We start from the raw sequence: 24767 nt of genomic DNA, 5'->3' as shown, positions 1-24767 counted from the left end.
CAGAGTATAAAAAACGATAAACTGCCCCCAGTGTACTGTATCGAGGTAACGGCTAAAAGAGTCCGAGGAGCTGATTTAATGGAATTTAATCCATCACTGCAACAGGGAAAACTAATTAAACGTTATAAGCGTTTCTTAACTGACATAGAGTTGGCTGATGGCAGTGTAATTACCATTCACTGTCCTAATACTGGCTCAATGAAAAATTGTTTATTCCCCGGTGAAACCGTTTGGTTTTCAACGTCAGATAACCCTAAACGCAAATACCCACACACCTTTGAAATAATGACGACGCCAACAGGCGATATGATTGGCGTTAATACCGGTCGCGCCAATGATTTGGCTGAAGAAGGTATTCGTTCAGGGGCAATCACTGAATTACAGGGCTATCGCAACCTTAAACGTGAAGTGAAATATGGTGATGAAAATAGCCGCATTGATCTTTTTTTGAGCGACGGCGAGCAAGCAAACTGCTATGTTGAAGTGAAGAGCTGCACATTATTAGAAAATAATTGCGGCTATTTTCCAGATGCTGTTACTAGTCGCGGACAGAAGCATTTACGTGAATTAATCTTGATGAAACAGCAAGGATACCGCGCTGTGCTGCTGTTTCTGGTACAACACACCGGCATCACCAAAGTTGCACCAGCCGACCATATTGACCCCGAATATGGACAACTTTTAAGAGAGGCTGCAAAAAAGGGGTTGAAATTTTAGCGTATCAGGCTAAATTAGCGCGCCATTCAGTCGATATACTGACATCTTGTGTTATCGATTTGAAATAAAGATGTAACAATTGATATTCTTAAGATAATTAGACATAGTCAACAAATTGGTAATTGGTAAAGCAAAGTATTTGCTAAGGTTACAAGTTTTTGCTATAGATAGCGGCCGTTAATCTAAGACGCCCCCTAAAACGCAAACTATTAACAGGAGATGCGTTATGCCTGAAGGCACTAAAAAACTTGGCGTGCTCGCTTATGCAGGCGTAGAGCCGTACCAGGAAAAACCTGGTGAAGAATATATGAATGATCAACAGCTTGATCATTTTAGAACTATCCTAGGTGCATGGCGTAATCAACTTCGTGCAGAAGTGGATAGAACTCTAACTCACATGCAAGATGAAGCTGCAAACTTCCCAGATCCTGTCGACCGTGCAGCTCAGGAAGAAGAATTTAGTTTAGAGTTACGTGCACGTGACCGTGAACGTAAGCTAATTAAAAAGATTGAAAAGACACTGCAAAAAATCGAAGAAGATGATTTCGGCTTCTGTGAATCTTGTGGTATCGAAATTGGTATTCGTCGCTTAGAAGCACGACCAACCGCTGACTTATGTATCGACTGCAAAACCCTTGCAGAGATCAAAGAAAAGCAGATGGCAGGTTAATCCTAGCGATACCAATAATAGAAGTGCGGCTTAGTCCGCACTTTTTTGTTTTATAAATAATATACAAATATAAGCATGAGTAGTCATAGTCACTATATAGCCGTTTTGCGCCTTCACCTTCTGGTGCACTTCATTTCGGTTCTCTTATTGCCGCACTCGGTAGTTATCTGCGCGCCAAACAGCAACAAGGTACATGGCTAGTTCGAATCGAAGATGTTGACCCACCACGTGAAATTGCTGGCGCCAGTGACGCTATTTTGCGGACACTTGAAGCCCATGGCTTACATTGGGACGGCAAGTTATTATATCAAAGCGACCGTCTGTCAGCTTATCAAGCCTGCATTGATCAACTTATTGCGAATCAACAAGCCTACTATTGCCAATGTAGCCGTAAACAGATCCAAGCCCGTGGTGGCCTTTATGATGGTCATTGCCGTCATGCCAATTTACCACACGGAGCAGTGCGGATTATTAACCACGTAGGCATCAATAAGTTTACCGATTTACGCGTAGGAGAAGTACAAGTTAGCGATGACTTTGCTCACGAAGATTTCATCATCAAACGCAGTGATGGCCTCTATGCCTATCAATTAGCGGTGGTGCTCGATGATATTGAACAAGGCATGACTGAAATCGTACGTGGCTTTGATCTACTTGAAGCAACCTGCAGACAGTTAAGTTTGTACCAAATTTTAGGAAAAACTGCGCCCAAGTTCCTGCATTTGCCGTTAGCCTGTGCCGACAAAGGCTTTAAGTTATCTAAGCAAAATCATGCTCTCGCCATTGACAATAATCATGCGAAACAAAACATTAGCAAAGCATTACAATTTCTAGGTCAAGCCAGTGTAGATGAAAGTTTAACCATTGAACAAATGCTGCAACAAGCCGTGAGTCAATTCAAGCTGACAACGATACCAAGCAGTTCAGAAATCCTGATTTAACGCTCAAAAAAACAACACTTTCAAATAGCTTGGGTATGCACATCGGTTTGTTGTATCATAGCCGCCAAATTGAAAATGAATTAATCGTAAAATCCCGAGGTGTCCCATTTTTCGCCGTATTAGCCAATTCTGCAAACAGCTGTTTGAAGAGAATCAAACAACTGCTGATGTTGCAGCAACTCAGCCCGATGAGACAGGTTTAACATTAGATGTTATTCCTCGAAATGCGCACAGTATTTCTCGACGTCAAATCAGTGAAAATGCCCTCAAGGTACTATACCGCTTACATAAATCAGGTTTTAAGGCCTATTTAGTTGGCGGTGGTGTACGTGATCTTTTATTAGGCCAAGAGCCTAAAGATTTTGATGTTGTAACTAATGCAACCCCTGAAGAAATCAAACGCCTATTTCGCAATTGTCGTTTAGTCGGACGTCGTTTCCGTCTCGCACATATTGTATTTGGACGCGATATTATTGAAGTGGCAACGTTCCGTGGTCATCACGATACTAGCAACGAAAAGATCTCTAAATCCAATGCCCAAGGTCGCCTATTACGTGACAACGTATATGGTGGCATTGACGAAGATGCAGAGCGTCGCGACTTCACTGTTAATGCGCTTTATTACGATATTAGTGACTTTGCAATCCACAGCTATGCTGGCGGTATTCACGATCTAGAAAAAGGTATTTTACGCCTGATTGGTGATCCAGATACTCGCTACCGTGAAGATCCAGTACGTATGCTACGTGCTGTACGCTTTGCCACTAAGCTAAATATGCAAATCGAAGCGGTAACGGCTGCGCCAATTAAGCAGTTAGCACCTTTGCTAAAAGATATTCCAGCTGCGCGTATGTATGAAGAAGTGCTCAAGTTATTTTTTGCCGGTCATGCCGAGCAAAACTTTGACATGATGCAAGAGTACGGCCTATTTGCACCACTATTTCCAGCGATTCAAGCGCAATTGGATGAATATCCAAAAGGCGCTTGTGCCAAGATGATGCACGCAGTGATGCGCAGCACCGATGAGCGAGTAAAGGCTGATAGACCGATTACACCCGCATTTTTCTATGCCGCAATTCTATGGTATCCATTGCGTCAACGTGCTGACGAAATTGCCTCTGAAAGTGGATTAACCACTAATGATGCTTACTATGCAGCAATGGGTGACATAATGGAGCAGCAATGCCGTACCATTAGTGTTCCGCGTCGCTTTAGTACACCAGCAAAGGATATCTGGCAATTACAGCTAAGATTAGAGCGTAGCCTCAATACTCGCGCCTTTAAAATGGCTGAGCATCCTAAGTTTAGAGCCGCATTCGACTTACTCCAGCTTCGTGCCGAAGTTGAAGGTGGTTCACTAGAGAAAACGGCAACTTGGTGGAATAACTTCCTTAATGCTGATGAAGAAAATCGCAGCAAGATAGTTCGCAGTGGCCCGCGTGGTAATAGCCGTAATAATAATGGCAACCGCAGTCGCACAGGTAATCGCCGTCGTCGTCCAGCCAATAAGCAACCCAAAGCGGCAGAATAAGATGGTGACAGTGTTTGTGGCACTTGGTGCCAATTTACAACAACCGCAACAGCAGATTATGCAAGCGGCACAAGCACTGGCAACGTTAGCCGAAGGTGATAGTTTTAAACTATCACCTTGTTATCGCTCAGTCCCAATGGGCGATGTCGAGCAACCGGATTATGTCAATGCGGTTGCTTGTTTTGATACATCCCTCCCCCCGCTTGAGTTACTTGATGCTTTGCAAGCCATCGAAAATAATCAGGTCGAGTTCGCATTCTCCACTGGGGACCGCGCACTTTAGATCTTGATCTGTTACTTTATGGTCAGCAACACATTAAGTTGCCGCGCTTAACCGTACCTCATTACGGTATGAAACTTCGCAGTTTTGTATTGGTACCGTTATTTGATATTGCGCCAAAATTAATATTACCCTGTGGCACTGCGCTCACTGACTTAGTGACACAATCGCTACGAGATGAATTACAACTGCTGTCGCCTCAGTAATGCCACTCGGTTACTGAGTCGACATCATTAATTTGCAATGGAAAGTAAGTAATGTCGAAAGTAACCAGCTCTACCCTATTAAAATTAAAGCAACAAGGCCAAAAATTCACTGCGCTAACCGCTTATGACGCAAGCTTTGCGGGCGTATTTGATCAACAAGGCGTAGATATTCTACTTGTCGGTGACTCTATGGGCATGGTGCTACAAGGCCATGACGATACCCTGCCTGTTACCGTTGCCGATATTGCCTATCATACCCGCTGCGTTCGCCGTGGTATTAATCGAGCACTGTTGATTGCTGACATGCCTTTTATGAGTTATGCCACCCCAGAGCAAACCATGGTTAGTGCCGCTGAATTAATGCGAAATGGTGCTAACATGGTCAAATTAGAAGGTGGACTCTGGTTAGTCGATACCGTACGAATGCTAACTGAACGTGGTATTCCGGTATGCGCTCACTTAGGCTTAACACCGCAATCTGTGCATCTGTTTGGTGGTTTTAAAATTCAAGGTCGTGATGTTAATAACGCCGAGCGTATTATTTCAGAAGCGGTCGAATTAGAAGCCGCAGGCGCACAGTTATTAGTACTTGAATGCATTCCGGCCGCTTTAGCAAAACAGATAACAGCAACGCTTTCAATTCCGGTAATTGGTATTGGTGCAGGTAAAGATTGTGACGGCCAAATCTTAGTTATGCATGATGTATTAGGGATCTCTAGCGGCTATATCCCACGTTTCTCTAAAAACTATATTAGCCAAACTGGCGATATTAGAGCGGCAATTGATGCTTATGTTGAAGAAGTTAAATCAGGGGCTTTCCCTGCCGAACAACACACCTTCAACTAGGAGTTTGCCATGAAAACAACCGCTAATATTGAGCAAGTTCGTAGCCAAGTGAATGCTTGGAAGATGCAAGGTAAAAAAGTGGCATTCGTGCCAACTATGGGCAATCTTCACAAAGGTCATATCAGCTTAATAGAACAAGCCAAACAACATGCTGATCATGTGGTCGCTTCAATCTTTGTCAATCCCATGCAATTTGGTGCCAATGAAGACTTAGACAGTTATCCACGCACCTTAGCAGATGATCAAACCGCGCTTGATGCTGCTGGCACAGATCTATTATTTACTCCAACACCAGAGTTGATGTATCCCAAAGGACTTGAACAGCAAACCTTTGTTGAAGTGCCATTAATCTCTAATCAACTTTGTGGTGCTAGCCGCCCAGGTCATTTCCGCGGTGTGGCGACGATTGTCTGTAAACTGTTTAATATCGTACAGCCTGATGTGGCGGTTTTTGGTCGCAAAGATTATCAACAGTTGTTAGTCATCAATACGATGGTGCATGATCTGTCACTGCCGATTGAAATTATTGGGGTTGAAACCGCCAGAGAAGGCAGTGGTTTAGCGTTAAGCTCACGCAATGGTTATCTAACAGCTAAACAGAAAACTATTGCACCAATGCTTAAGCAGAGCCTTGATCAATTAGCATTAGCCATTCAGCAAGGTGACGAGATTGCGCATGCTATCGCAGTGGCCGAGCAAAGCTTAACTGAAGTCGGCTTTAAGCCCGATTATATTGAAGTGCGCCAAGCCCAAACCTTAGCTTACGCCAATGCAACGGACAGCCAATTAGTGATCTTAGCGGCCGCTTATTTAGGCACAACCCGTTTAATTGATAATTTAGTGTTTCATCGTTAATGCCCCCCCTAAAACAAGGCATCCAATAGATGCCTTGTTTATCTCAACAGTTATTTTAAAATATAGCCATTTAAACGGAGATAAACTCATGACAACTCAACAAGTTAAAGTTGGTGTCGGCGTTATCATTATGCAAGATGGCAAGATTTTACTGGGCAAACGCCAAGGTTCACATGGCGCTGGTACGTGGGCCTGTCCGGGCGGACATATTGAATTTGGTGAGTCGATTGAAACTTGCGCAGCGCGGGAAGTATTAGAAGAAACAGGATTGGTCATTAGTGAGCTTAAGCACGCCGATTTCACCAATAACGTTATTGATGACGACAAGCATTATGTCACTGTATTTATGCAAACCCGCACCTACCAAGGTGAACCACAAGTGTTAGAGCCGAATAAATGCGAATGTTGGCACTGGTTCGACTGGCATGCGATGCCAACTCCGCTATTCTCACCACTCGCCGATCTTTATCAGTCTGGCTTTGAACCGGCATAATGCTTAATACCAATTCCATTAATAATGTGCTCTTTCAGCGGGAATTCAAAGCCCTGTAGGCAAGGCAGAGGCTTGAAGTTAATAGTTATTCTATACCTAGAGCCTCTAACGTAGCATGAAGGGCTTTGAAACCCGCACTACGTGAGTCTCTCAGACTTTCCACTTCTGCTTTGCATTGACTTAAAAGGGAATAACCATTTCTTCATCAATGCGCCTTGAATTGAAAAGTCTGAGTGGCTCTGAATTGATCACTTATTTAGTGGAATTGGTATAACAAACAAAAGCCGCTGACACTGCAGCGGCTTAGATTTTATTATCGAGTTATCAGAGCTAATTAGCTACGTAAGCCAATACCTCTTGAAATTAAATAATAAGCCACAAACCATAAACCGGCACAGAAGCTGACCATAATCGTAACTGACAAACTCACGCTAATATCAGCAATACCCAAGAAGCCATAGCGGAATACGTTAATCATATACACCACAGGGTTGAGTGCTGATACTCCTTGCCAAAAGCTAGGGAGTAACGATAACGAGTAAAATACGCCGCCTAAGTAGGTTAATGGTGTCAGCACAAAGGTCGGAATGATACTGATATCATCAAAGCTCTTGGCAAATACCGCGTTAATCAAGCCACCTAGCGCAAACAAAATTGAGGTTAATAATACGGTTAATATCACCATCCCAGATGGTGAATATGAATATCGACAAAGCACATAGCGACTGCGGTCACAATGGCGCCGACACATAAACCTCGCGCGACACCGCCGCCCACATAACCTGCAATCATCACATAATGTGGCACGGGCGCGACCATCAACTCTTCTAAGTTACCTTGAAACTTAGCACTGTAAAATGATGATGCTACGTTAGAGTATGAGTTAGTAATCACTGACATCATAATTAAGCCGGGCGCGATAAACTCCATATAGCTAACGCCGCCCATTTCTCCGACCCGTTTACCAATTAAATTACCAAAAATCATAAAATATAAGGTCATGGTAATCGCTGGTGGAACGAGGGTTTGCACCCAAATACGAGTAAAACGATTAATCTCTTTAGCGATAATGCTCTTAAAAGCAATAAAGTACAGCTTATGCATGTTGGCTCTCCTGCGCACTTTTCACTAAATTAACGAATAATTCTTCTAAACGGTTAGCTTTGTTGCGCATTGATAGCACTTGAATATTCAAACCTGTTAGCTGGCTAAACAGGTCATTAAGACTGTGGCTCTTATCGACATCCACTTCTAATGTTTGTGGGTCAGTCAAGCGAGTAATAATGCCTGTTAACTCTGGAACTTGCGCAACCGGTGTTGCTAAATCGAGTATAAAGGTTTCCATTGAAAGCTGGCTTAATAGCTGCTTCATACTGGTGCATTCCACCAGCAACCCGTGATCAATAATACCAATATTACGGCACAGCATTTCAGCTTCTTCAAGATAATGGGTGGTCAAAATAATCGTCACCCCCTCTTGATTGATTTTCTTTAAAAAATCCCACATCGAACGACGCAGTTCAATATCAACACCTGCAGTAGGCTCATCCAATATCAGTAGTTTTGGCTCATGCATTAACGCTCTAGCAATCATTAAACGGCGCTTCATGCCGCCGGATAATTCTCTTGATGGGCTATTACGCTTATGCCATAAATCGAGCTGGCCTAAATAACGCTCGGCGCGTTCAAGCGCCACTTTTTTGGTCACGCCATAGTAACCCGCTTGATTAACTACAATCTGCAATACGGTTTCAAACTGATTAAAGTTAAACTCTTGCGGCACTAAGCCAATAGATAGCTTAGCTAACTCTAGTTGCTTATCTAAATTGTGACCAAACACAGTCACATCACCTGATGTTTTATGGACTAACGAGCTAATAATACCAATGGTGGTTGATTTACCCGCCCCATTGGGCCCCAGTAAGGCAAAAAAGTCACCCTGCTCGACGTTAAGGCTAATGCCCTTAACGGCTTGTACGCCACCTTTGTATGTTTTAGTGACACTTTCAAGCTGTAATGCGTACTGCTTAGCGTTCATTCGCTTGCTCTCTCCCATAATAAAACTCCCGCACATGGCGGGAGTTTATTTTAATTTATTATTCCGCGAGAATTACTCTAACGGAATTACCTTAGCAATGTAAGGTAAGTTACGATATTGCTCAGCATAATCAATACCATAACCCACAATGAATTCATCCGGAATGGTAAAGCCAACAAAATCGACTGGTACGTCAACTTCACGGCGCTCAGGCTTATCTAACAAGGTACATAAAGCTAAGCTTTTTGGCTCACGTAGTAACAGCATTTCGCGAACTTTATTCAAGGTATTACCTGAATCGATTAAGTCCTCAACGATCAGCACATCACGGCCTTGAATGTCTGATTGCACATCTTTCAGAATCTTGACATCACGTGAACTGGTCATCGCATTGCCATAGCTTGATACCGACATAAAGTCGATCTCTACATGGCCTTTAATGCGGCGGCATAAGTCAGCCATAAATACGACTGAGCCTTTTAATAGACCCACCATTAGCAAACGTTCGCTATCGGCATAATGGGCATTAATTACGGCTGCCATTTCATCCAGTTTGTGGTTGATTTCGTCAACTGAAATCATCTCTTCGATGGTGTGTTTCATATCACTCTCAATGGTCGAGGTCGCTATCTTTAGGGTTATCATAACCCCAACGACTCGTTAATGAATGGTCTATTCCCAAATGATCTAAAATTCGGGCGACCATAAAGTCTACCAGATCTTGCACGTTTTGTGGATGGTGATAAAAACCAGGCGCTGCTGGCATGATCACCGCTCCATTTCGAGTTAAGTTTAACATATGCTCTAAGTGAATGGCATTAAACGGCGTTTCTCTTGGCACTAAAATAAGCTGGCCGCGCTCTTTTAATACCACATCGGCTGCACGTTCGAGTAAGTTATTACTCATTCCGGTTGCCACGGCAGCTAAAGTCCCCGTGCTACAAGGGCAAATCACCATCTGTTTAGGGGCAGCGCTACCTGATGCTGGCGGTGAGAACCACTGTTCTTTGCCTAATACAATCAGTTCGCCTTGATGACCATTAAACAATTGATCTAGCTGTGCTTTAGCCTTATCGCTATTGGCACTCAATTGCAAACCATGCTCAGTTGCTAGCACCACTCTTGCGGCACTGGATACCATCAAATAAACGCGATAACCATCTTGTAATAAGCATTCCAACAAACGTAAGCCGTAAGGCGCACCTGATGCACCTGTCCAGCCCAAGCTAATGGTTTTTTGTTTTATGCTTGAATTTAGTTGCATAAACGCCATCCTTATTTAGCTAATGCCGCTAAAATTTTAGGATGAATACCACCAAAACCACCGTTACTCATCACCACAATCGTATCGCCAGCATTTGCTTGCTGCGTAAGTTCAGTCACGATTGCATCGATATCGGTCAACACAGTGACTGGAATCGCCGCATTCGCCATCGCTGTTTTAATATCCCAATCAATATTATCCGCTTGATATAAAAATGCTGCATCAGCCTGGGTTAATGAGCCTGCGAGGGTGTCTTTATGTACACCACTTTTCATGGTATTTGAACGTGGCTCTAATACCGCAAAAATACGGCCTTGGCCCACTTTGGCACGTAAGCCCGCTAGAGTAGTTGCAATCGCAGTAGGATGATGAGCAAAATCATCATAAACAGTCACGCCGTTGACCTCACCTAAGCATTCAAGTCGACGCTTAGGCGGCATAAAACGCGTTAACGCATCAATCGCCACACTTGGCGGCACACCTACATGTCTCGCTGCTGCTATCGCCATCATCGCATTTTCAATATTATGATCGCCGATTAATGACCAAGTTAACTGACCTTGTAATTCACCCGCTAAATAAACTTCAAACTGGTGGCCATCAGCAACAACTTTATTCGCATGCCAAGGCGACTCATTAGCAATGTGACTAAAGGTTTCTTGCTCGCTCCAACAGCCCATCTCAATCACTTGTTTTAGTGCTTGGCAATCATTGGGATAGATCACTTTGCCCTGACCCGGCACGGTACGTAGCAGATGGTTAAATTGGCGCTGAATAGCGGCTAAGTCTGCAAAGATATCTGCATGATCAAACTCTAGGTTATTCATCACCAAAGTACGTGGATGATAATGTACAAACTTAGAACGCTTATCAAAAAAGGCACTGTCATATTCATCTGCTTCAACCACAAAGAAATCTGATTCACCTAATGCCGCTGATACGCCAAAGTTTTGTGGTACGCCGCCAATTAGAAAGCCCGGCTTATAACCTGCATCTTCTAAAATCCAAGCTAACATACTTGAAGTTGAGGTTTTACCATGAGTGCCAGCAACGGCTAATACCCAACGGTTTTGTAAAATATGTTCAGCCAGAAATTGAGGGCCTGAGGTATATTTCATGCCTTGATTTAATACAGCCTCAACGCAAGGATTGCCACGGCTCATGGCATTACCAATCACCACAATGTCAGGTTTACTATCAAGCTGACTAGGATCAAATCCTTGAATAAGCTCAATGCCTTGTTGTTCAAGCTGGGTGCTCATCGGCGGGTAAACATTAGCATCACTGCCAGTGACCTTATGTCCCATGGCTCTTGCTAGCACGGCAATACCACCCATAAACGTGCCACAGATCCCTAAAATATGTACATGCATGTCAACCACTCAATTTCTGAAAATTCAAGCTATTGTAGCCTTGTTAAATCTAAACTTGAAACAAAAAAGCAGAAGCTCATTCGCTTCTGCTTTTTATCAATACGATGATGTAAATTTAGCCTTCAAATGCTTTTAGCAAGGTCATATAACTCCAATCTTCGTTACCGTCTTGCATCGCTTTATTGATGGCTTCAATATCAAACTCTTCAATTGCGCCTGACTCATATGTCACGGCAATGGCACCATCTTCAACTGACCAGCGCTGGTAATAATCTTCAGTAATTAAATTAAAGATACGGTTACTTAACCACGCATCGATTTGGAAGAAATGTTGTAACTCTTCTTCGCTGACTTCAAGCAGTTCCATTAGCTCTATAAAATTAAAGCTAATGTCTTTATCGCCAAGATCAACATACAACTGATGCACATCAGCAGACCAATATTCGAAGTCGCCGTATTTTTCTAACAGCTTGGCATCAATCAATGGATTGATAATAAAAAAATCATGTAACCACAAACGGTAATCAGGCTGACTCATTGTCTTTCCTAAACAGGTAATATTGTGATTAGTTTACTACGAATTAAGCGATAGATTATATTTATTCAGAGTGTGCGCGCTGCAATTGCAACTACTTAAGCAGTTGGTTATCTTGCTTGCGCCCTACTTTTTATATTCCAAAGAGAACATCATGCTTACCCTGCTCCGTAACGTTGAATTATATGCACCGCAATATTGTGGCAATCAAGATGTCCTATTTGCTGCGGGAAAAATCTTAGCGATTGGCCACAACCTCAATATTAACAGCGAACTTCATCAAGAAATTGATGGCAGCGGCAAACAATTATTGCCAGGCTTAGTTGACCCTCTAGCCCATATTACGGGCGGTGGCGGTGAAGGCGGTTTTGCCACACGAACCCGTGCAATGAATTTAACCGATGCCAGCTTATACGGCGTTACCACCTTGGTTGGTGCGCTTGGCACTGATTCAATTAGCCGAACTTTAGAAGAGCTAATCGCTAAAGCTAAAGGGTTGCAACAAGATGGCCTCAGCGTTTATTGCTACACAGGCTCTTATAGCTATCCAGTAGCAACTTTAACGGGCAGTATTAGCGTGATTTGATGCTGATTGACCAGATTATTGGCGTCGGTGAAATTGCCATTGCCGATCATAGAGGCTCCCAACTGAGCGTACATGAACTAGCACGAGTTGCAGCAGAATGCCGTGTTGGCGGTATGTTATCTGGCAAAGCAGGTATTGTTTTTGTGCATGTGGGCGATGGTAAAGGGGGACTTAATTTATTGCATCAAGTTGCAGAGCAAACAGATATTCCACTCACTCAGTTTTATCCCACTCATATCAACCGTAGCCAACAATTGCTTGAACAAGGTTTTGCCTTTGCTAAAGCAGGTGCCATGATTGATTTTACCGCATCGACCAATCAAGCCTGCTTAGACAGTGGTGAAGTTGCGGTAGTCGATGCCGTACAGCAAGCCATTAACGCCAATGTACCGCTGCGCCAAATCAGTCTAAGCTCTGATGGTAATGCCAGTCTTCCTGTCTTTAATGACCGGGGAGAATTAACGGGCTTAGAAATGGGCACCGTTGCCAGCCTATACCAAAGCCTATGTCAATTAGTGGCCGCAGGGATGAACTTAGCCGAGGTACTGCCGTTAGTGACTAGCAATGCTGCGCGCACACTCAAGTTAACCCAAAAGGGGCAACTCGCAGTCGGCATGGATGCAGATATGGTATTGACCACGCCAGATATGGTTATTGATAAAGTCTGGAGCCAAGGGCTACTGTTAGTCGACCAAGGCCAAGCCGTCCGTTATAGCCAATTTGAACGCTGTTAATTATTAACATCTTTATCATCCCCAACCATAGTTGTACATATTTTACCCAGCAAACATGGCACAATTTACCTTATTAAAATTGTTTGCTGGGAGTATCATTGATGTCATTAAGCCAACACCAACTGCCACCTATAGAGCACAATTATTCCACGTCGAATTCATTACAAACACAATTAATTGAGCTATTTATTAGTGCTAATCCTTTTCTACAGGTCATCACTCATCAAGATAATATTGAATTTTACAATCGACACTCTTTAGTCGCTAACCTCTATTATCGACATCAAAATATTTATATTACCTTTATAAAAGGCCAACATTTTTATGACCCATTTAATCAACTTACATTTGATGAGCAAAATAAAAGTCATATTATAATTAATCATATTGACCAAATAAAACAAAAAAACTTACGTTATTTTATTAGCCTTGCCGCATGATTGATTTATGCTCAGATAAAAGCAATATGGTTAATTCTCAATACCCATCATTAAATTAAATCTAATATACTTAATCCTTATTTAAAAAGTTTACTTTTGTTAACTTAGCAATAGTTAACACAAGCTCATTCAATCCTGCCAAAATGAAACAAGTTCAACAAAAGTTACCTTAAATAAGAATTTGATCACAAAATCGATCGCTACAGTCCACAAAAGTTAACTAGAAAAATTGTTTTAGATCTAAATCACAATTTTAAAATGAGTAAACAGTATTATGTTCACAAGTTAACTTTTGTTGACCAACTTATAATAAAAAATTAAGTAACCATTTTTCTCGCATAGCTTAAATAAAGCTGACATTAAAAAATATAAAGGAAAATATATGACCTTAAATAATAAGGATGTATTTCTTGGTTGGAGCGCAGCTATTCTTGTTGCATGTATCTGGGGCGTTACTGGGGTAGTTTCTAAACCACTATCTATGGCTGTCGATCCATTAACACTTGTGTTTTTTAGATATGTCACCGCAGTTATTGGTTTATCAATTATTTATTACTTCACCTCTAAAAGTAAAACTCTCAGTAAAGATTTAGGTGATAACTTAAAAATTGAAAAGAAAGATTACTTAAAAATTGCACTATGCGGCATTATTGGTCAAGGTGTTTTCTCACTGTTTAACTTTTTATCTTTATCGCATATTGGTGCAACTGAAAACGGTGTTATTCAAGGCATGCAGCCTTTTGCAACCGTCTTTTTTGGTATGATGTTTATGAATTTTAAAATGAATAAAATTCAATGGGCAGCCTTTATCGCATCTGCAGTTTGTATTTATGCCATGAGCGTAGGCCCAACTAATGAAATTGAAAATGGTACTGCCTGGCTTGGTTATGTTTACGTAACTTGTTCAATGCTAGCGCTAGCATGGACTGCACACTTACGTGCCAGTTTAGCGGATAAATATGGCTCAGTAGTCTCTATGCTATACCAATATATCTCAGTTGCAGTATTCGGTTTATTTGTGGCAGTTACAATGGGATTAGATCTATCTCAAATCTTTATCATCCTATCAGACCCATTATTACTTGGTCTGTTAATTTTCTTAGGTATGGGTATTTCTGGTGGTAGCTATTTAGTACAGCTTTACTCATTCAAAAAAATTGGTGTAGAAAAAGCTACAATGGCGTTAAACCTGATGCCGCTAGTCGGTTATATCGTTGCGGTACTGACCTTAGGTGAAGAGATGATGCTAAGCAAAACCATTATTGTGTCTTTAATTGTGGTCGCCCTTTATGTCTTTACTCGATTTGAAACCAAAGCTAGCCCTGACACTGTTAGCGATATTAAATTAACTGAACAAAAAGCTTAAGCTCCCCCCCTTATACTTTTATTGTTTAATAAAAAACGCAACATTCATTGAATGTTGCGTTTTTATTTGTTTGTTTACTTACTAAAACTGATAACGTGCGCTAAACAATAATTGCTGTTTACTGGCGACACTGTCTTTTTGATATTCAGCAGCAACACCTAAGAAAATTGCAGGAAACACTTGATATTCAAGCCCTAAACTCGCTACACCACCCCAAGCACTTTGTTTATCAGCATAGCCGCCTGCGCGAACTTGCTCTGATTCAAGCTCATCATTAAACACGCCCTCATATTCATCTACTGATGAAGATGAGTAGTGATATTGAGTGTAGGTTAAACCCACTGCAGCTTTTACGGCTAAATTGTCAGTTAACGCATATGAATATACAGGCTTTAGGGTTATTTGTTTGCTTTTAAGCTGCGCCTGCCATTCACGTTCATGATGAAAATCCATATTTTGAAAAGCGACAACCCCCAGATACTTGCCAATCTCAGCTTCAGAGTTAATCTGGTTATAACCTAATTCTAATGCGATTGAGTCATTAAATTGATAACCGATAAAACCGCCAAAATCTGAATTAGTTTCATCAGGTGTCACAGTAATGTTATCGGCAGTGAAATGAGTACTATAATCATGTTGCAGCTTACCCATACCATATTGCATACCCACATAAGGTGCTGCCAATACAGAAGGAGAAACTAGCAATAGCGTTGCCAATAATGTCTTTTTCATCAAAAATCCTAATTAATCAGGTAATAGCAAGTTCAGCAGATAGCCCCAAACAAGCTGAAGTTGCTTGGGTGTATAAATTGGCTGCCAGTATAAAGTGACGATATTAAATTGACTGTTTAGATTAGATTATTGTTAATTAATCGTTGTTACAGTTTGTATCGTTATTGGGGTAATATTTTATGGAGTAACAGATTGTTTTCTTTTATTTATACGACGACATCCAATATTAGGCTTTATTAATAAATATACTCATTTCGCTCTATTTTAAGTTATTAAAATATTGTTGCTATAACTCAAACTCATTTAATATTACAATACTAAAAAATTATTAAACCATTCAAAATAGATAATATTGCCCATACTGGTTCAATGCTCATGCAAAAAGCAAAACTACAGATATTTATAAATATTAGCAAGCAATATTACCTAAAACTAATATTACTTGTTAGTACTTTAGCCACCAGTTCAATATTGTTATTCATCCTATTTGAGCAACATTCAAAATCACAAACACGCGCGATGACATTAGTGCAAATGGTGAGTGAGAATCAATTTGAGTTATTCAGCCAATCACTACAGCAATACACTCAACAAGTTCATCATGTCGTTAATCAACATAAAATCTTTGCTGATATTAATTTTCCAATCGCTTCATCGCATCGAATACAGAGCCCATTGGCCTATGATCTAAAACACCCACATCAAACAGTTTATCAAGCACTGCCTAGCGAGATCCGCCAGTCATTATTGCAGGCCTTTACGGCAGCAATTAATTATGACCGACCGCAAATGATTAAATTGCTACTTGCGATGGAACTTCCTATTGATGAACATACTTTATTAAATGCAATTAGGTTGGATAAGCCTAATACAGTACAGCTGCTTCTAGAAAGCAGAGCGATCACTGCAAATGAATATAATAATGTAATCATTGCTGCAATTAACTCTAACAACCTACAAATAATCGATTTATTACAGCGCAACGGTATTAGCTTTGCCAAAATAAACTTGAACCTAATTGGTTTCAAAACACGATTCTTTAATGCATTAGCCCATACTAATCCAGAGATCTTATCCTTTTTTATGGCTCACGCTTATCAACCATGGCAACATCTTGAACCAAAGCAAGTTAGCCATTTTCTGGCTGATTTAAGCCAACATAAAGTTACCGAGCATGCTCGCCTAATGCTGCAAATTTTACTGACTCATGGACTACCAATAAATCACTATAATCAGTTTATGCATACCCCTTTAACAACTGCTATCAACTTAAATAGTGTCAGTTTGGTTAAGCAACTCATTAACGCAGGGGCTAATACCAATAGTCACTGTACCAATTCCAATAAACACTGCAATCCACCACTTTGGTATGCGATTAATCAAGGTAATATTGAAATCACACAACTGCTACTCAATCATGGTGCCAATCCCAAGCTTATCAATAATCATAGCCAAGCATTATTACAAGAATTGCTCCCTACAGCTTTATAGCAAAATAAAACTTTTTCATGAGCACAACTCTCAACAAAACCTGTTAAGGTTCTGATATTAAAGATTTATATTAATAAAATATCAGAGGATTCAAATGACAGGACGTCAAATTAACCAAGGTTTTACCTTAATAGAGTTAGTCGTAGTCATTATTATATTAGGGGTATTAGCGGTTGTTGCCGCTCCTAAATTTATCAATTTATCTGCAGATGCAAAGGCCGCAACACTAAAAGCGATTGCGGGTTCTATGAATAGCTATATAACCATGTCGCTTGCAGAAGCTCGAGTAAAATCACGCGATACCGTTAATGGTTCAAATGCAACCACCTACCAATTAGATAATGTCGGTGTTATTACTGGTATTGCTAGAGGTGATGACGATACATTAACAGGAGAAGGCAATGATAATAATCCCCTACCTGAAATATATGAAGCCATCAATTTAGACTTAAATGCAGCCAATATGATCAGCGCCAGAAGAGTCTTAAATGGATGGTGGGCGCCCGTACTCACTTATCAGGATAAAGTCGACAGTAGTAGCCCAACAGCCGAACAAATTATTGCCACTAACTGCTATGTTGACTACCAACCTAATTATGGCAAAGCGACCGCACTAGCCGTAACGACAGGTTGCTAACCAATAAAAAAGCCTGTCATTTGACAGGCTCCATTTGCAATTTCTTATGACAATTAGTTAGCGCTATGAGCACCATGCCATACGATTTGACGGTAACGATCTGGGTTAGTATCACCTTCAGTGCTGAACATCATAACCACTGAGTTTTCATCTAGCCCCATTTCAGCTTTCATCGCTTGGTATTCAGGGTTTGTTGCCACTGCATAAAGTAAACCAAGGTTTAATGCACCTGACTCACCACTGACAATCTTAGCGTCACCCGCTAATGGGTTACCTAAAATACGCATACCCATTGCAGTAATGCTATCGTCTACAGAACCAAAGAAGTTACTGCATTGCTTTAGAATCGGCCATGTCACTGGGTTAGGCTCACCACATGCAAGACCTGCCATGATAGAGTTTAATGCGCCTGTTACCGCAACCATTTCACCTTTTTCGCCTGAACGGTAGATACAATCTGCCGCACTTGGCTCAGAGATAATAGTCGTTAATGCATCAGTGCCATATTTATCAGCAAAGTAACCTAAAATACCACCAGCCATTGCACCTACACCCGCTTGCAGCATTAGGTGAGTAGGTTGAATTTCAAGAGCTTGCATCTGCTCTGCAGCTTCAACAGCCATGGTCATATAGCCTTGAGAGATCCAAGTTGGGATCTGCTCGTAACCAGGCCATGCTGTATCTTGTACTAGCATCCAACCGTTTGCAGTTGCAGTTTCATTAGCAATACGTACGGTATCGTCATAGTTCACATCAGTCACAATACATTCAGCGCCTAAGCCTTGAATACGGTTAACGCTTGCTTGTGATGAACCTTTTGGCATGTAAACCACTGCCTTTTGACCCATTTCACGCGCAGCCCAAGCCACACCAGTACCATGGTTACCTGCAGTCGCGGTAGCAAATACCATTGGCTTTTCTAGTTTTTCAGCCACGGTCTTCAGATCAATCTCGCTAATATCAAGATTAAGATGCTGTGCTAATAGTTGACCTAAAGCATATGAACCACCTAACACTTTAAATGCATTTAAGCCAAAGCGGTGAGATTCATCTTTAACTAAAATAGCTTTCACACCTAGGTGTTTAGCTAACTGTGGTAAAGACACTAACGGCGTTGCTTGATAACCTGCAATTTGCTGATGAAATTGACGAGTATGTTGAGCTACTTCGGTATTAAACAAAGCCGATGTTTCACCATTATGGAACGCATTTGAAATTAACTTTAGCATGATGACCACTTCTTATTCAGGTACTGATAAATATTGTCGTGAGGTGAAATTAATCGATTACTTGATGTATGCGATTGCTTCTACTTCAACTAATGCATCTTTTGGTAGACGAGCAGCTTGTACACATGAACGAGCTGGTGCAGCGTCAGTACCAAATACAGCTGTGTATACTTCGTTAAATGCAGCGAAGTCTTCCATGTCAGCTAGGAAACAAGTTGTTTTTACAACGGTATCAATAGAAGCACCCGCTTGCTCTAACACAGCTTTTAAGTTAGCTAGAGACTGTTGTGACTGCTCTTTAATGCCACCTTCAACAAATGCCATTGTCTTTGGATCTAATGGTAATTGACCAGAAGTGAACACTAGGTTCTGTAGGCTGATACCTTGTGAGTATGGGCCGATTGCAGCAGGAGCATTTTCAGTGTGGATTACTTCTTTCATGATGTTCTCTCTTTAAGCTTTAAACTGTCGAATATATTTATAGACAGCATGTTTGGTAATATTAAGGTGTTCAGCAACAATACCTGTTGCCTCTTTAAATTCGAAAATACCATTATCAAACAGATGTTTAACTACGGCTTTGTTATGACCTTTTAAATTAACACTGGCATCGTTATTCACATCAATAATCGCCAGCTCAATTGCCTGCTCAATCATCTCTGCCGATGAATGACTGAAGTTTTCAGTCAAGGTTAATGGTCCCTGTGTCATATTCGGCATAAGCGACTGAATAATCTCAGGAAAAGGTCTAGATAAATTCATATTAACGCAGAACATACCAATAGGACGGCCATTGTCACCCGTCAAAATACAGGTACTCGACTTCAGCAATAAGCCCTCTTTGTTGTGGCTAAAATAGCTTTTTGGCGTCAGCTCATTGGTTTGTTCAAAATGGCGTAGCATTCTTAAGCCTAAATCGGTCATAGGTGAGCCCACTTTACGACCGGTATGATGACCATTAACGATCTTTACGACCGACTCATCAAATTGCTCAAATGAATGGATAACAACTTCACAATGAGGCCCAATTAAATCTGCCATGCTTTCTGCCAGATTAAAGTAGCTCTGTAAAATCTCCCTATCCCGGGGAGTGAACTCAGTAATAAAGTGACTCAGTGTTGTTTTATACATTTTTAGTTTACTTATGTTAACTATAACGAGTGTTGTTAGTTGCTATTTTACCGCTTATTTGAATCTTTGTAATGCGTTAATTTTCTTATATAGGACGTCTTTTCCTCCCTTTAATCAAGTTAAATTTACCAAAAGTTGCCTCAAATACGCTTTTGATCACATTTTCTCGCCATTTAAGGTCACTATAGTTAACTCTAGCATCTGTTTTTGAACTAGGTCACAATTTTAATTTTCGTAAACAGTATTATGCAGATCTCGGTTAACTAATGTTAACTGCACAATCACTTAATTAGATTTAAAACCAGCAACGATTGCTCGTTATATGGAGTACAAGAATGCAAGCCTCATTACAACGTGGGTTTACTACCGCTGAATTTGAAATGCGTGCTGAGAATGCCCAGCGCATGATGCGTCAATTAGAAGTTGATGCAATCCTGTTAACCACTGAACCGAATGTTCGCTACTTCTCAGGTTTTCACACTCAGTTCTGGCACAGCCCTACACGTCCTTGGTTCTTGATCCTTCCTGCAGAGGGCAAGCCAATTGCAGTTATTCCTGAAATTGGTGCAAGCGGCATGGCCGGCACTTGGGTTGATGATATCCACACTTGGGCATCACCACGTCCTGAAGATGACGGTATTAGTATCGTTGCTGACATCCTAAACAAACTTCCAGCACGCTTTGGTCGTGTTGGTGCAACATTAGGTATCGAATCTCACCTACGTATGCCTGTGAATAACTTCTTAACCTTAACTGAAACAGTGACTAAGAAGTTTGTTGACGTATCACTCGCCATTCACGAAATTCGCCAAGTTAAATCAGCAGCAGAAATCGCTAAAGTACGTGAAATTTGTCGTATCACTAACATCGGCTTTGACAAGATCCCTGAATATGCAAAAACAGGCATGACTGAGCGCGAAATCTGTAAGCAATTCCGTATTGATATGTTGCAAGCAGGTGCTGATGAATGTCCATACATCATCGCAGGTTCAGGCCAAGACGGTTATGACAGCATCATCATGGGTCCAACTGACCGCGTTATCGAAACTGGCGACGTATTAATTATTGATACGGGTGCAGTACGTGATGGTTACTTCTCTGATTTCGACCGTAACTGGGCATTTGGTGAAGCAAGTGAGCAAACTAAAGCCGCTTACCGTGCAACTTACGATGCAACGACAGCAGGTTTTGAAGCTGCGCGCCCTGGTGCAACGACTTCTGATATCTACAACGCAATGTGGCAAGTATTAGAAGCTAACGGCGCATTAGGTAATGACGTAGGTCGTTTAGGCCACGGCTTAGGTATCGAACTTACAGAGCGTCCATCAAATACTGCGACTGACAACACAGAATTAAAGCCAGGTATGGTGATGACCCTTGAGCCAGGCATGGTGTACGCACCAGGTAAGTCTATGGTGCACGAAGAAAACATCGTAATTACTGAAAATGGCGCGGAATGGTTATCTGCTCGTGCAGAGCCAGAGCTAATCATTATCAAGTAATCAGGTCGCGCCCATTACGGTGGGCGCAATATACCGCAGGGAAAAGAATTATGATGACATTTGAAGATTTCTGCCAATTTGAGCAGCCGCTAGAGCACCAGCAAGCACCACGTATTAATAAGGTTCATATTGGTCTAGTGCAGTTAAGCACAGATCATAGCCTAGAGATGGATTGGGCCAAGCTACTTGGTAGCCAAGCAGGCGTGTTTAGTTCACGCGTATTCTATTCAAGTGAAATGACACCTGAAGCATTAGATCAAATTGCGGTTGGTATCAGTGATGCTTCAGATCTGATTGCATCTGGTTTACCAATGGATGTGATGGCATTTGGTTGCACCTCAGCGAGCATCATTATTGGTGAAGAGAAAGTCGCTAAGTTACTGACTAAGAACCGTGGTGACATTCCAGCAACCAACCCATGGACTGCAGCAAAAGCAGCATTCAAGCATTTAGGTGCCAAGAAAATCGCCATTTTCTCACCTTACCCAACTAGCGTTAACTACCCGCTATACCAGCAATTAACTCAAGCTGGTTTTGAAGTGACCACATTAGGTTCTCTGGGCATTGAACGTGATACCGATATCACTTTAGTTGATAAAGAATCAATGTTAGCGGCACTGGATGTAATGCTTAAAGATTCTGACGCCGAATTAGTATTTATGTCATGTACCAACTTACGCGTACTTGACCATATTGCCGAAATTGAAAACAGAATCGGTCTTCCAGTGGTTTGCAGTAACTCTGCAATGTTCTGGCACGCCATGTCACTAGTAGGACAACAAGCACAATGCCCTGGGTACGGTAAGCTGCTTAATCCATAACACTTTGCTACACCAATAATTTAGTTCGACCTTTGTTATACAAAAAAATAAAAAACATTTACTCGCAAGTAAAAAATATAAGCAACACCAATAATATAAAATAAATCAAAGGCACCAATTATGACAAACACTCAAAAAGGCTGGCTTGCTGCAATTTTTATCGGTTTACTATGGGGCATTCCTTGGATTGTGGGCACACCAATCCTTGAAGTGATGGATCCACAAGTATTAGTATGGTTACGTTATACCGTAGCTTTCATTACTTTAGGTATTATTTTCAATGTCGGCTTAATGTCTGGCAAAATGAAAAAGAAAACAGATTTCAAACTAAACTGGGAAAATAGAAACGATATTTTCTGGGCAGCTTGTTGCGGTATTATCGGCCAAGGCTCATTCAGTTTCCTATCATTCTTATCGCTTGATTACATTACGGCGTCTGAGAATGGTGTTATCCAAGGTTTAATCCCGATTTTAATTCTGTGTGTAGCTTCCTACGCCATAACGAGCGTTTCACTATTCTTCAGATTGGTGCAGCTATCGGTGCGTTCGCAGGTGTTGCGATTCTAGTGATGGATCCTAACTCTGAAACTCAAGCTTCAACATTGGTCACTTAATCTGTTTCGGCTCTGCAGCAAGTTTCGCTTGTATGGCTTATGCTCGCGCAAAACTAGCAGACAAGTATGGCTCTGTAGCGACCATGTTCCACCAGTTTGTATTTGCATCATTAGGCTTTGGTTTATACCTATTCGTTGTTGGCGCTGATTTCAGCTCAGCACTGAATGTATTCTCTTCACCACTACGTATTTTATGTATCGCTATCTTAGGCGTAGGTATTTCAGGTATCAGTTACCTAATCTACATCTACGGTATGGAGCGTGTAGGTGTTGATGGTACCGGTATGGCGCTAAACCTAATGCCACTATCTTCATTCGTATTGGCAATCTTCGCCCTAGGTGAAGCTGTAACACCAATGCGTTTACTTGCTATCGCGGTAGTTATTACCTCTATGATCGCCTTTATGAAGTTCAGCAACAAAGCGCCAGCTAAAGAAGCTAAGGACGCAGAAGCTACTCCACTAAAAGCGGTAACTGAATAAATTTTTAACCGCCGACATCAACCGATGTCGGCGGACGTTTACGAGATAAAAGACATGACTGTAGAATCAAAAGTTATTGAATGGCGTCACCACATCCACCAGCACCCTGAGTTTGGTTTTGAAGAGTTTCAAACTTCAGCCATGGTTGCTGACTTACTGGAACAGTTTGGTCTAGAAGTTCATAGAAACATTGGCCAAACAGGTGTTGTTGGTATTTTAAAATGTGGCGATAGCGATCGTTCAATCGGCCTACGTGCTGATATGGATGCACTGCATATTTGTGAAAAGAATACCTTCTGTCATGCTTCAGTGAATGAAGGCGTAATGCATGCTTGTGGTCATGATGGCCATACTGCAATGTTACTTGGCGCTGCACATGAGCTGGCACAAACACGCAACTTTGACGGTACAGTCTATTTTATTTTCCAACCGGGTGAAGAGCACGGCGTTGGCGCGAAAGCGATGATTGCTGATGGTCTATTTACTCGCTGGAAAATTGATGCTGTGTATGCAATGCATAACTTACCGGGGATTGAAGCAGGCAAGTTTGTGACTCGCCCAGGTTCATTAATGGCAAGTGAAAGTGCATTTGAAATTGAAATTCTAGCCACTGGCGGCCATGCTGCTATGCCACATATGGGTACAGACCCAATCGTGGTTGGCGCACAAGTTGTGCTGGCGATTCAAACACTGGTATCACGTCATTTAAGCGCGATTGATGAAACAGCGGTTATCTCGGTAACGGAATTTAAAACTAACGGTACGGTTAACGTTATCCCGTCAGCAGTGACCATTAAAGGTGATACTCGCTCATTTACCGATGAAGCTTTAGCTAAAATCGAAAAAGGTATTGAGCGCATTGTGGCGGGTCAATGTATGTCTGCCGGTGTGGACTACAAATACAGTTTCAACAACAGCTTCTTGTCGACCATCAACACCGCCCAAGAAACTGAATATGCGACTCAAGCTGCAATTAAGGTTGCTGGTGAAGAAAACGTTGTCGGTAACTGCGCACCATTTACCATCAGCGAAGACTTCTCATTTATGCTACGTCAAGCGCCGGGCTGCTATGTCTTAGTCGGTAACGGTATTGGCGAGTGTGGTGGTACTGCACTGCATAACCCTTATTATGATTTCAACGATAATATCTTAATGAGTGGCGTGAATTTCTGGCAGCAACTTGTTGAGCAGCAATTGAATAAATAATTATTTGATACTGACACTGATATAAACAAAAACGCTAACAAATTTGT

23 protein-coding genes and 5 pseudogenes are annotated in these 24767 nt (G+C 41.5%); 18 read left to right on the top strand and 10 right to left on the bottom strand.

All coding sequences use genetic code 11. From position 1 onward, the window contains the following. Positions 1-78: 78 nt before the first annotated feature. From sfsA to JCM15074_RS06510, 8 genes and pseudogenes are all read left to right on the top strand, one after another. Positions 79-785 (top strand): annotated as a pseudogene (gene sfsA, locus JCM15074_RS21255) (DNA/RNA nuclease SfsA). Positions 786-943: 158 nt separating this feature from the next. Next, positions 944-1387 carry an RNA polymerase-binding protein DksA gene (gene dksA, locus JCM15074_RS06540; protein ID WP_025820494.1) on the top strand — a complete coding sequence of 148 codons (444 nt, stop codon included), beginning with the start codon at positions 944-946 and terminating at the stop codon, positions 1385-1387. A 101-nt stretch (positions 1388-1488) separates the two neighbouring features. Continuing rightward, positions 1489-2328: pseudogene (gluQRS, locus tag JCM15074_RS06535) on the top strand (tRNA glutamyl-Q(34) synthetase GluQRS); the annotation flags it as partial. Positions 2329-2542: 214 nt separating this feature from the next. Continuing rightward, positions 2543-3859 (top strand): polynucleotide adenylyltransferase PcnB, encoded by a 1317-nt coding sequence (pcnB, locus tag JCM15074_RS06530; protein ID WP_025820492.1) that lies wholly within the window; start codon positions 2543-2545, stop codon positions 3857-3859. Between the two features lies 1 nt (position 3860). Further along, positions 3861-4345: pseudogene (gene folK / locus JCM15074_RS21250) on the top strand (2-amino-4-hydroxy-6-hydroxymethyldihydropteridine diphosphokinase). Positions 4346-4396: 51 nt separating this feature from the next. Continuing rightward, a complete protein-coding gene (gene panB, locus JCM15074_RS06520) occupies positions 4397-5191 on the top strand; it encodes a 3-methyl-2-oxobutanoate hydroxymethyltransferase (protein ID WP_025820491.1) in 795 nt (264 codons plus the stop codon). A gap of 9 nt (positions 5192-5200) precedes the next feature. Continuing rightward, positions 5201-6046: a pantoate--beta-alanine ligase gene (panC, locus tag JCM15074_RS06515; protein WP_025820490.1), complete on the top strand. Its 846-nt coding sequence runs from the start codon at positions 5201-5203 to the stop codon at positions 6044-6046. An 88-nt stretch (positions 6047-6134) separates the two neighbouring features. After that, positions 6135-6539 carry a nucleotide triphosphate diphosphatase NUDT15 gene (locus JCM15074_RS06510; protein ID WP_025820489.1) on the top strand — a complete coding sequence of 135 codons (405 nt, stop codon included), beginning with the start codon at positions 6135-6137 and terminating at the stop codon, positions 6537-6539. Between the two features lie 334 nt (positions 6540-6873). On the opposite strand, the pseudogene JCM15074_RS21245 reads toward JCM15074_RS06510, so the two are convergent. From JCM15074_RS21245 to JCM15074_RS06480, 6 genes and pseudogenes are all read right to left on the bottom strand, one after another. Beyond that, positions 6874-7643, bottom strand: a pseudogene (locus JCM15074_RS21245) (ABC transporter permease). Continuing rightward, complete coding sequence (locus JCM15074_RS06500) at positions 7636-8577, bottom strand: ABC transporter ATP-binding protein (RefSeq protein WP_025820488.1); 942 nt, start codon at positions 8575-8577, stop codon at positions 7636-7638. The pseudogene JCM15074_RS21245 and the gene JCM15074_RS06500 overlap by 8 nt, the downstream one beginning before the upstream one ends. A gap of 72 nt (positions 8578-8649) precedes the next feature. Further along, the gene (hpt, locus tag JCM15074_RS06495; RefSeq protein WP_025820487.1) at positions 8650-9180 is read right to left on the bottom strand and encodes a hypoxanthine phosphoribosyltransferase; all 531 of its coding nucleotides are present in this window, start codon (positions 9178-9180) and stop codon (positions 8650-8652) included. A 7-nt stretch (positions 9181-9187) separates the two neighbouring features. Continuing rightward, positions 9188-9841 (bottom strand): flavin prenyltransferase UbiX, encoded by a 654-nt coding sequence (locus JCM15074_RS06490; RefSeq protein WP_148300743.1) that lies wholly within the window; start codon positions 9839-9841, stop codon positions 9188-9190. Between the two features lie 11 nt (positions 9842-9852). Then, positions 9853-11214 (bottom strand): UDP-N-acetylmuramate:L-alanyl-gamma-D-glutamyl-meso-diaminopimelate ligase, encoded by a 1362-nt coding sequence (mpl, locus tag JCM15074_RS06485; protein WP_025820485.1) that lies wholly within the window; start codon positions 11212-11214, stop codon positions 9853-9855. Positions 11215-11329: 115 nt separating this feature from the next. Continuing rightward, entirely contained in the window at positions 11330-11752 is a 423-nt protein-coding gene (locus JCM15074_RS06480; RefSeq protein WP_025820484.1) for a hypothetical protein, read from the bottom strand. 151 nt (positions 11753-11903) lie between these two features. On the opposite strand from JCM15074_RS06480, the pseudogene iadA reads away from it, so the two are divergent. The 3 genes and pseudogenes from iadA to JCM15074_RS06465 all read left to right on the top strand — a co-directional run bounded on the left by iadA (position 11904) and on the right by JCM15074_RS06465 (position 14875). Next, positions 11904-13069: pseudogene (gene iadA / locus JCM15074_RS21240) on the top strand (beta-aspartyl-peptidase). A gap of 101 nt (positions 13070-13170) precedes the next feature. Further along, positions 13171-13509: a hypothetical protein gene (locus tag JCM15074_RS06470; RefSeq protein WP_025820483.1), complete on the top strand. Its 339-nt coding sequence runs from the start codon at positions 13171-13173 to the stop codon at positions 13507-13509. A 382-nt stretch (positions 13510-13891) separates the two neighbouring features. Further along, positions 13892-14875 carry a DMT family transporter gene (locus tag JCM15074_RS06465; RefSeq protein ID WP_025820482.1) on the top strand — a complete coding sequence of 328 codons (984 nt, stop codon included), beginning with the start codon at positions 13892-13894 and terminating at the stop codon, positions 14873-14875. Between the two features lie 81 nt (positions 14876-14956). Here JCM15074_RS06465 and JCM15074_RS06460 read toward each other — a convergent pair whose 3' ends face one another. Beyond that, complete coding sequence (locus tag JCM15074_RS06460; protein ID WP_025820481.1) at positions 14957-15607, bottom strand: AcfA family outer membrane beta-barrel protein; 651 nt, start codon at positions 15605-15607, stop codon at positions 14957-14959. 375 nt (positions 15608-15982) lie between these two features. Here JCM15074_RS06460 and JCM15074_RS23500 point away from each other — a divergent pair, with 375 nt between their 5' ends. Together JCM15074_RS23500 and JCM15074_RS25390 are read left to right on the top strand one after the other, a co-directional pair. Continuing rightward, positions 15983-17098 (top strand): ankyrin repeat domain-containing protein, encoded by a 1116-nt coding sequence (locus JCM15074_RS23500; protein ID WP_025820480.1) that lies wholly within the window; start codon positions 15983-15985, stop codon positions 17096-17098. Between the two features lie 94 nt (positions 17099-17192). Beyond that, entirely contained in the window at positions 17193-17735 is a 543-nt protein-coding gene (locus JCM15074_RS25390) for a type II secretion system protein (RefSeq protein WP_025820479.1), read from the top strand. A gap of 53 nt (positions 17736-17788) precedes the next feature. Here the strand turns inward: JCM15074_RS25390 and JCM15074_RS06440 are convergent, their stop codons facing one another. Genes JCM15074_RS06440 through JCM15074_RS06430 form a run of 3 tightly spaced genes read right to left on the bottom strand, consistent with a single transcriptional unit; the run spans position 17789 to position 20095 of the window. Then, complete coding sequence (locus tag JCM15074_RS06440; protein ID WP_025820478.1) at positions 17789-18964, bottom strand: diaminopropionate ammonia-lyase; 1176 nt, start codon at positions 18962-18964, stop codon at positions 17789-17791. A 57-nt stretch (positions 18965-19021) separates the two neighbouring features. Further along, positions 19022-19405, bottom strand: coding sequence for a RidA family protein (locus JCM15074_RS06435; RefSeq protein ID WP_025820477.1), 384 nt, complete (start codon positions 19403-19405; stop codon positions 19022-19024). Positions 19406-19417: 12 nt separating this feature from the next. After that, positions 19418-20095 (bottom strand): helix-turn-helix transcriptional regulator, encoded by a 678-nt coding sequence (locus JCM15074_RS06430; RefSeq protein WP_025820476.1) that lies wholly within the window; start codon positions 20093-20095, stop codon positions 19418-19420. A gap of 335 nt (positions 20096-20430) precedes the next feature. On the opposite strand from JCM15074_RS06430, the gene JCM15074_RS06425 reads away from it, so the two are divergent. The 5 genes from JCM15074_RS06425 to JCM15074_RS06410 all read left to right on the top strand — a co-directional run bounded on the left by JCM15074_RS06425 (position 20431) and on the right by JCM15074_RS06410 (position 24720). Then, positions 20431-21597, top strand: coding sequence for a M24 family metallopeptidase (locus JCM15074_RS06425; RefSeq protein WP_025820475.1), 1167 nt, complete (start codon positions 20431-20433; stop codon positions 21595-21597). 50 nt (positions 21598-21647) lie between these two features. Continuing rightward, positions 21648-22418, top strand: a complete 771-nt coding sequence (locus JCM15074_RS06420; protein WP_025820474.1) for a maleate cis-trans isomerase family protein — start codon at positions 21648-21650, stop codon at positions 22416-22418. A gap of 120 nt (positions 22419-22538) precedes the next feature. Further along, complete coding sequence (locus JCM15074_RS24835; protein WP_234400175.1) at positions 22539-22985, top strand: EamA family transporter; 447 nt, start codon at positions 22539-22541, stop codon at positions 22983-22985. A 79-nt stretch (positions 22986-23064) separates the two neighbouring features. Further along, positions 23065-23514 (top strand): EamA family transporter, encoded by a 450-nt coding sequence (locus JCM15074_RS24830; protein ID WP_234400174.1) that lies wholly within the window; start codon positions 23065-23067, stop codon positions 23512-23514. 54 nt (positions 23515-23568) lie between these two features. Further along, on the top strand, positions 23569-24720 hold the full coding sequence (locus JCM15074_RS06410; protein ID WP_025820473.1) for a M20 aminoacylase family protein: 1152 nt from the start codon (positions 23569-23571) through the stop codon (positions 24718-24720). The last annotated feature ends 47 nt before the right edge of the window (positions 24721-24767 follow it).

The organism is Shewanella marina JCM 15074 (genome assembly GCF_000614975.1).
In the GTDB taxonomy this organism is placed as follows: Bacteria; Pseudomonadota; Gammaproteobacteria; order Enterobacterales; family Shewanellaceae; genus Shewanella; species Shewanella marina.
Note: the sequence above shows the minus strand (reverse complement) of the source record. Positions and strands in the feature narration are given on the sequence as shown.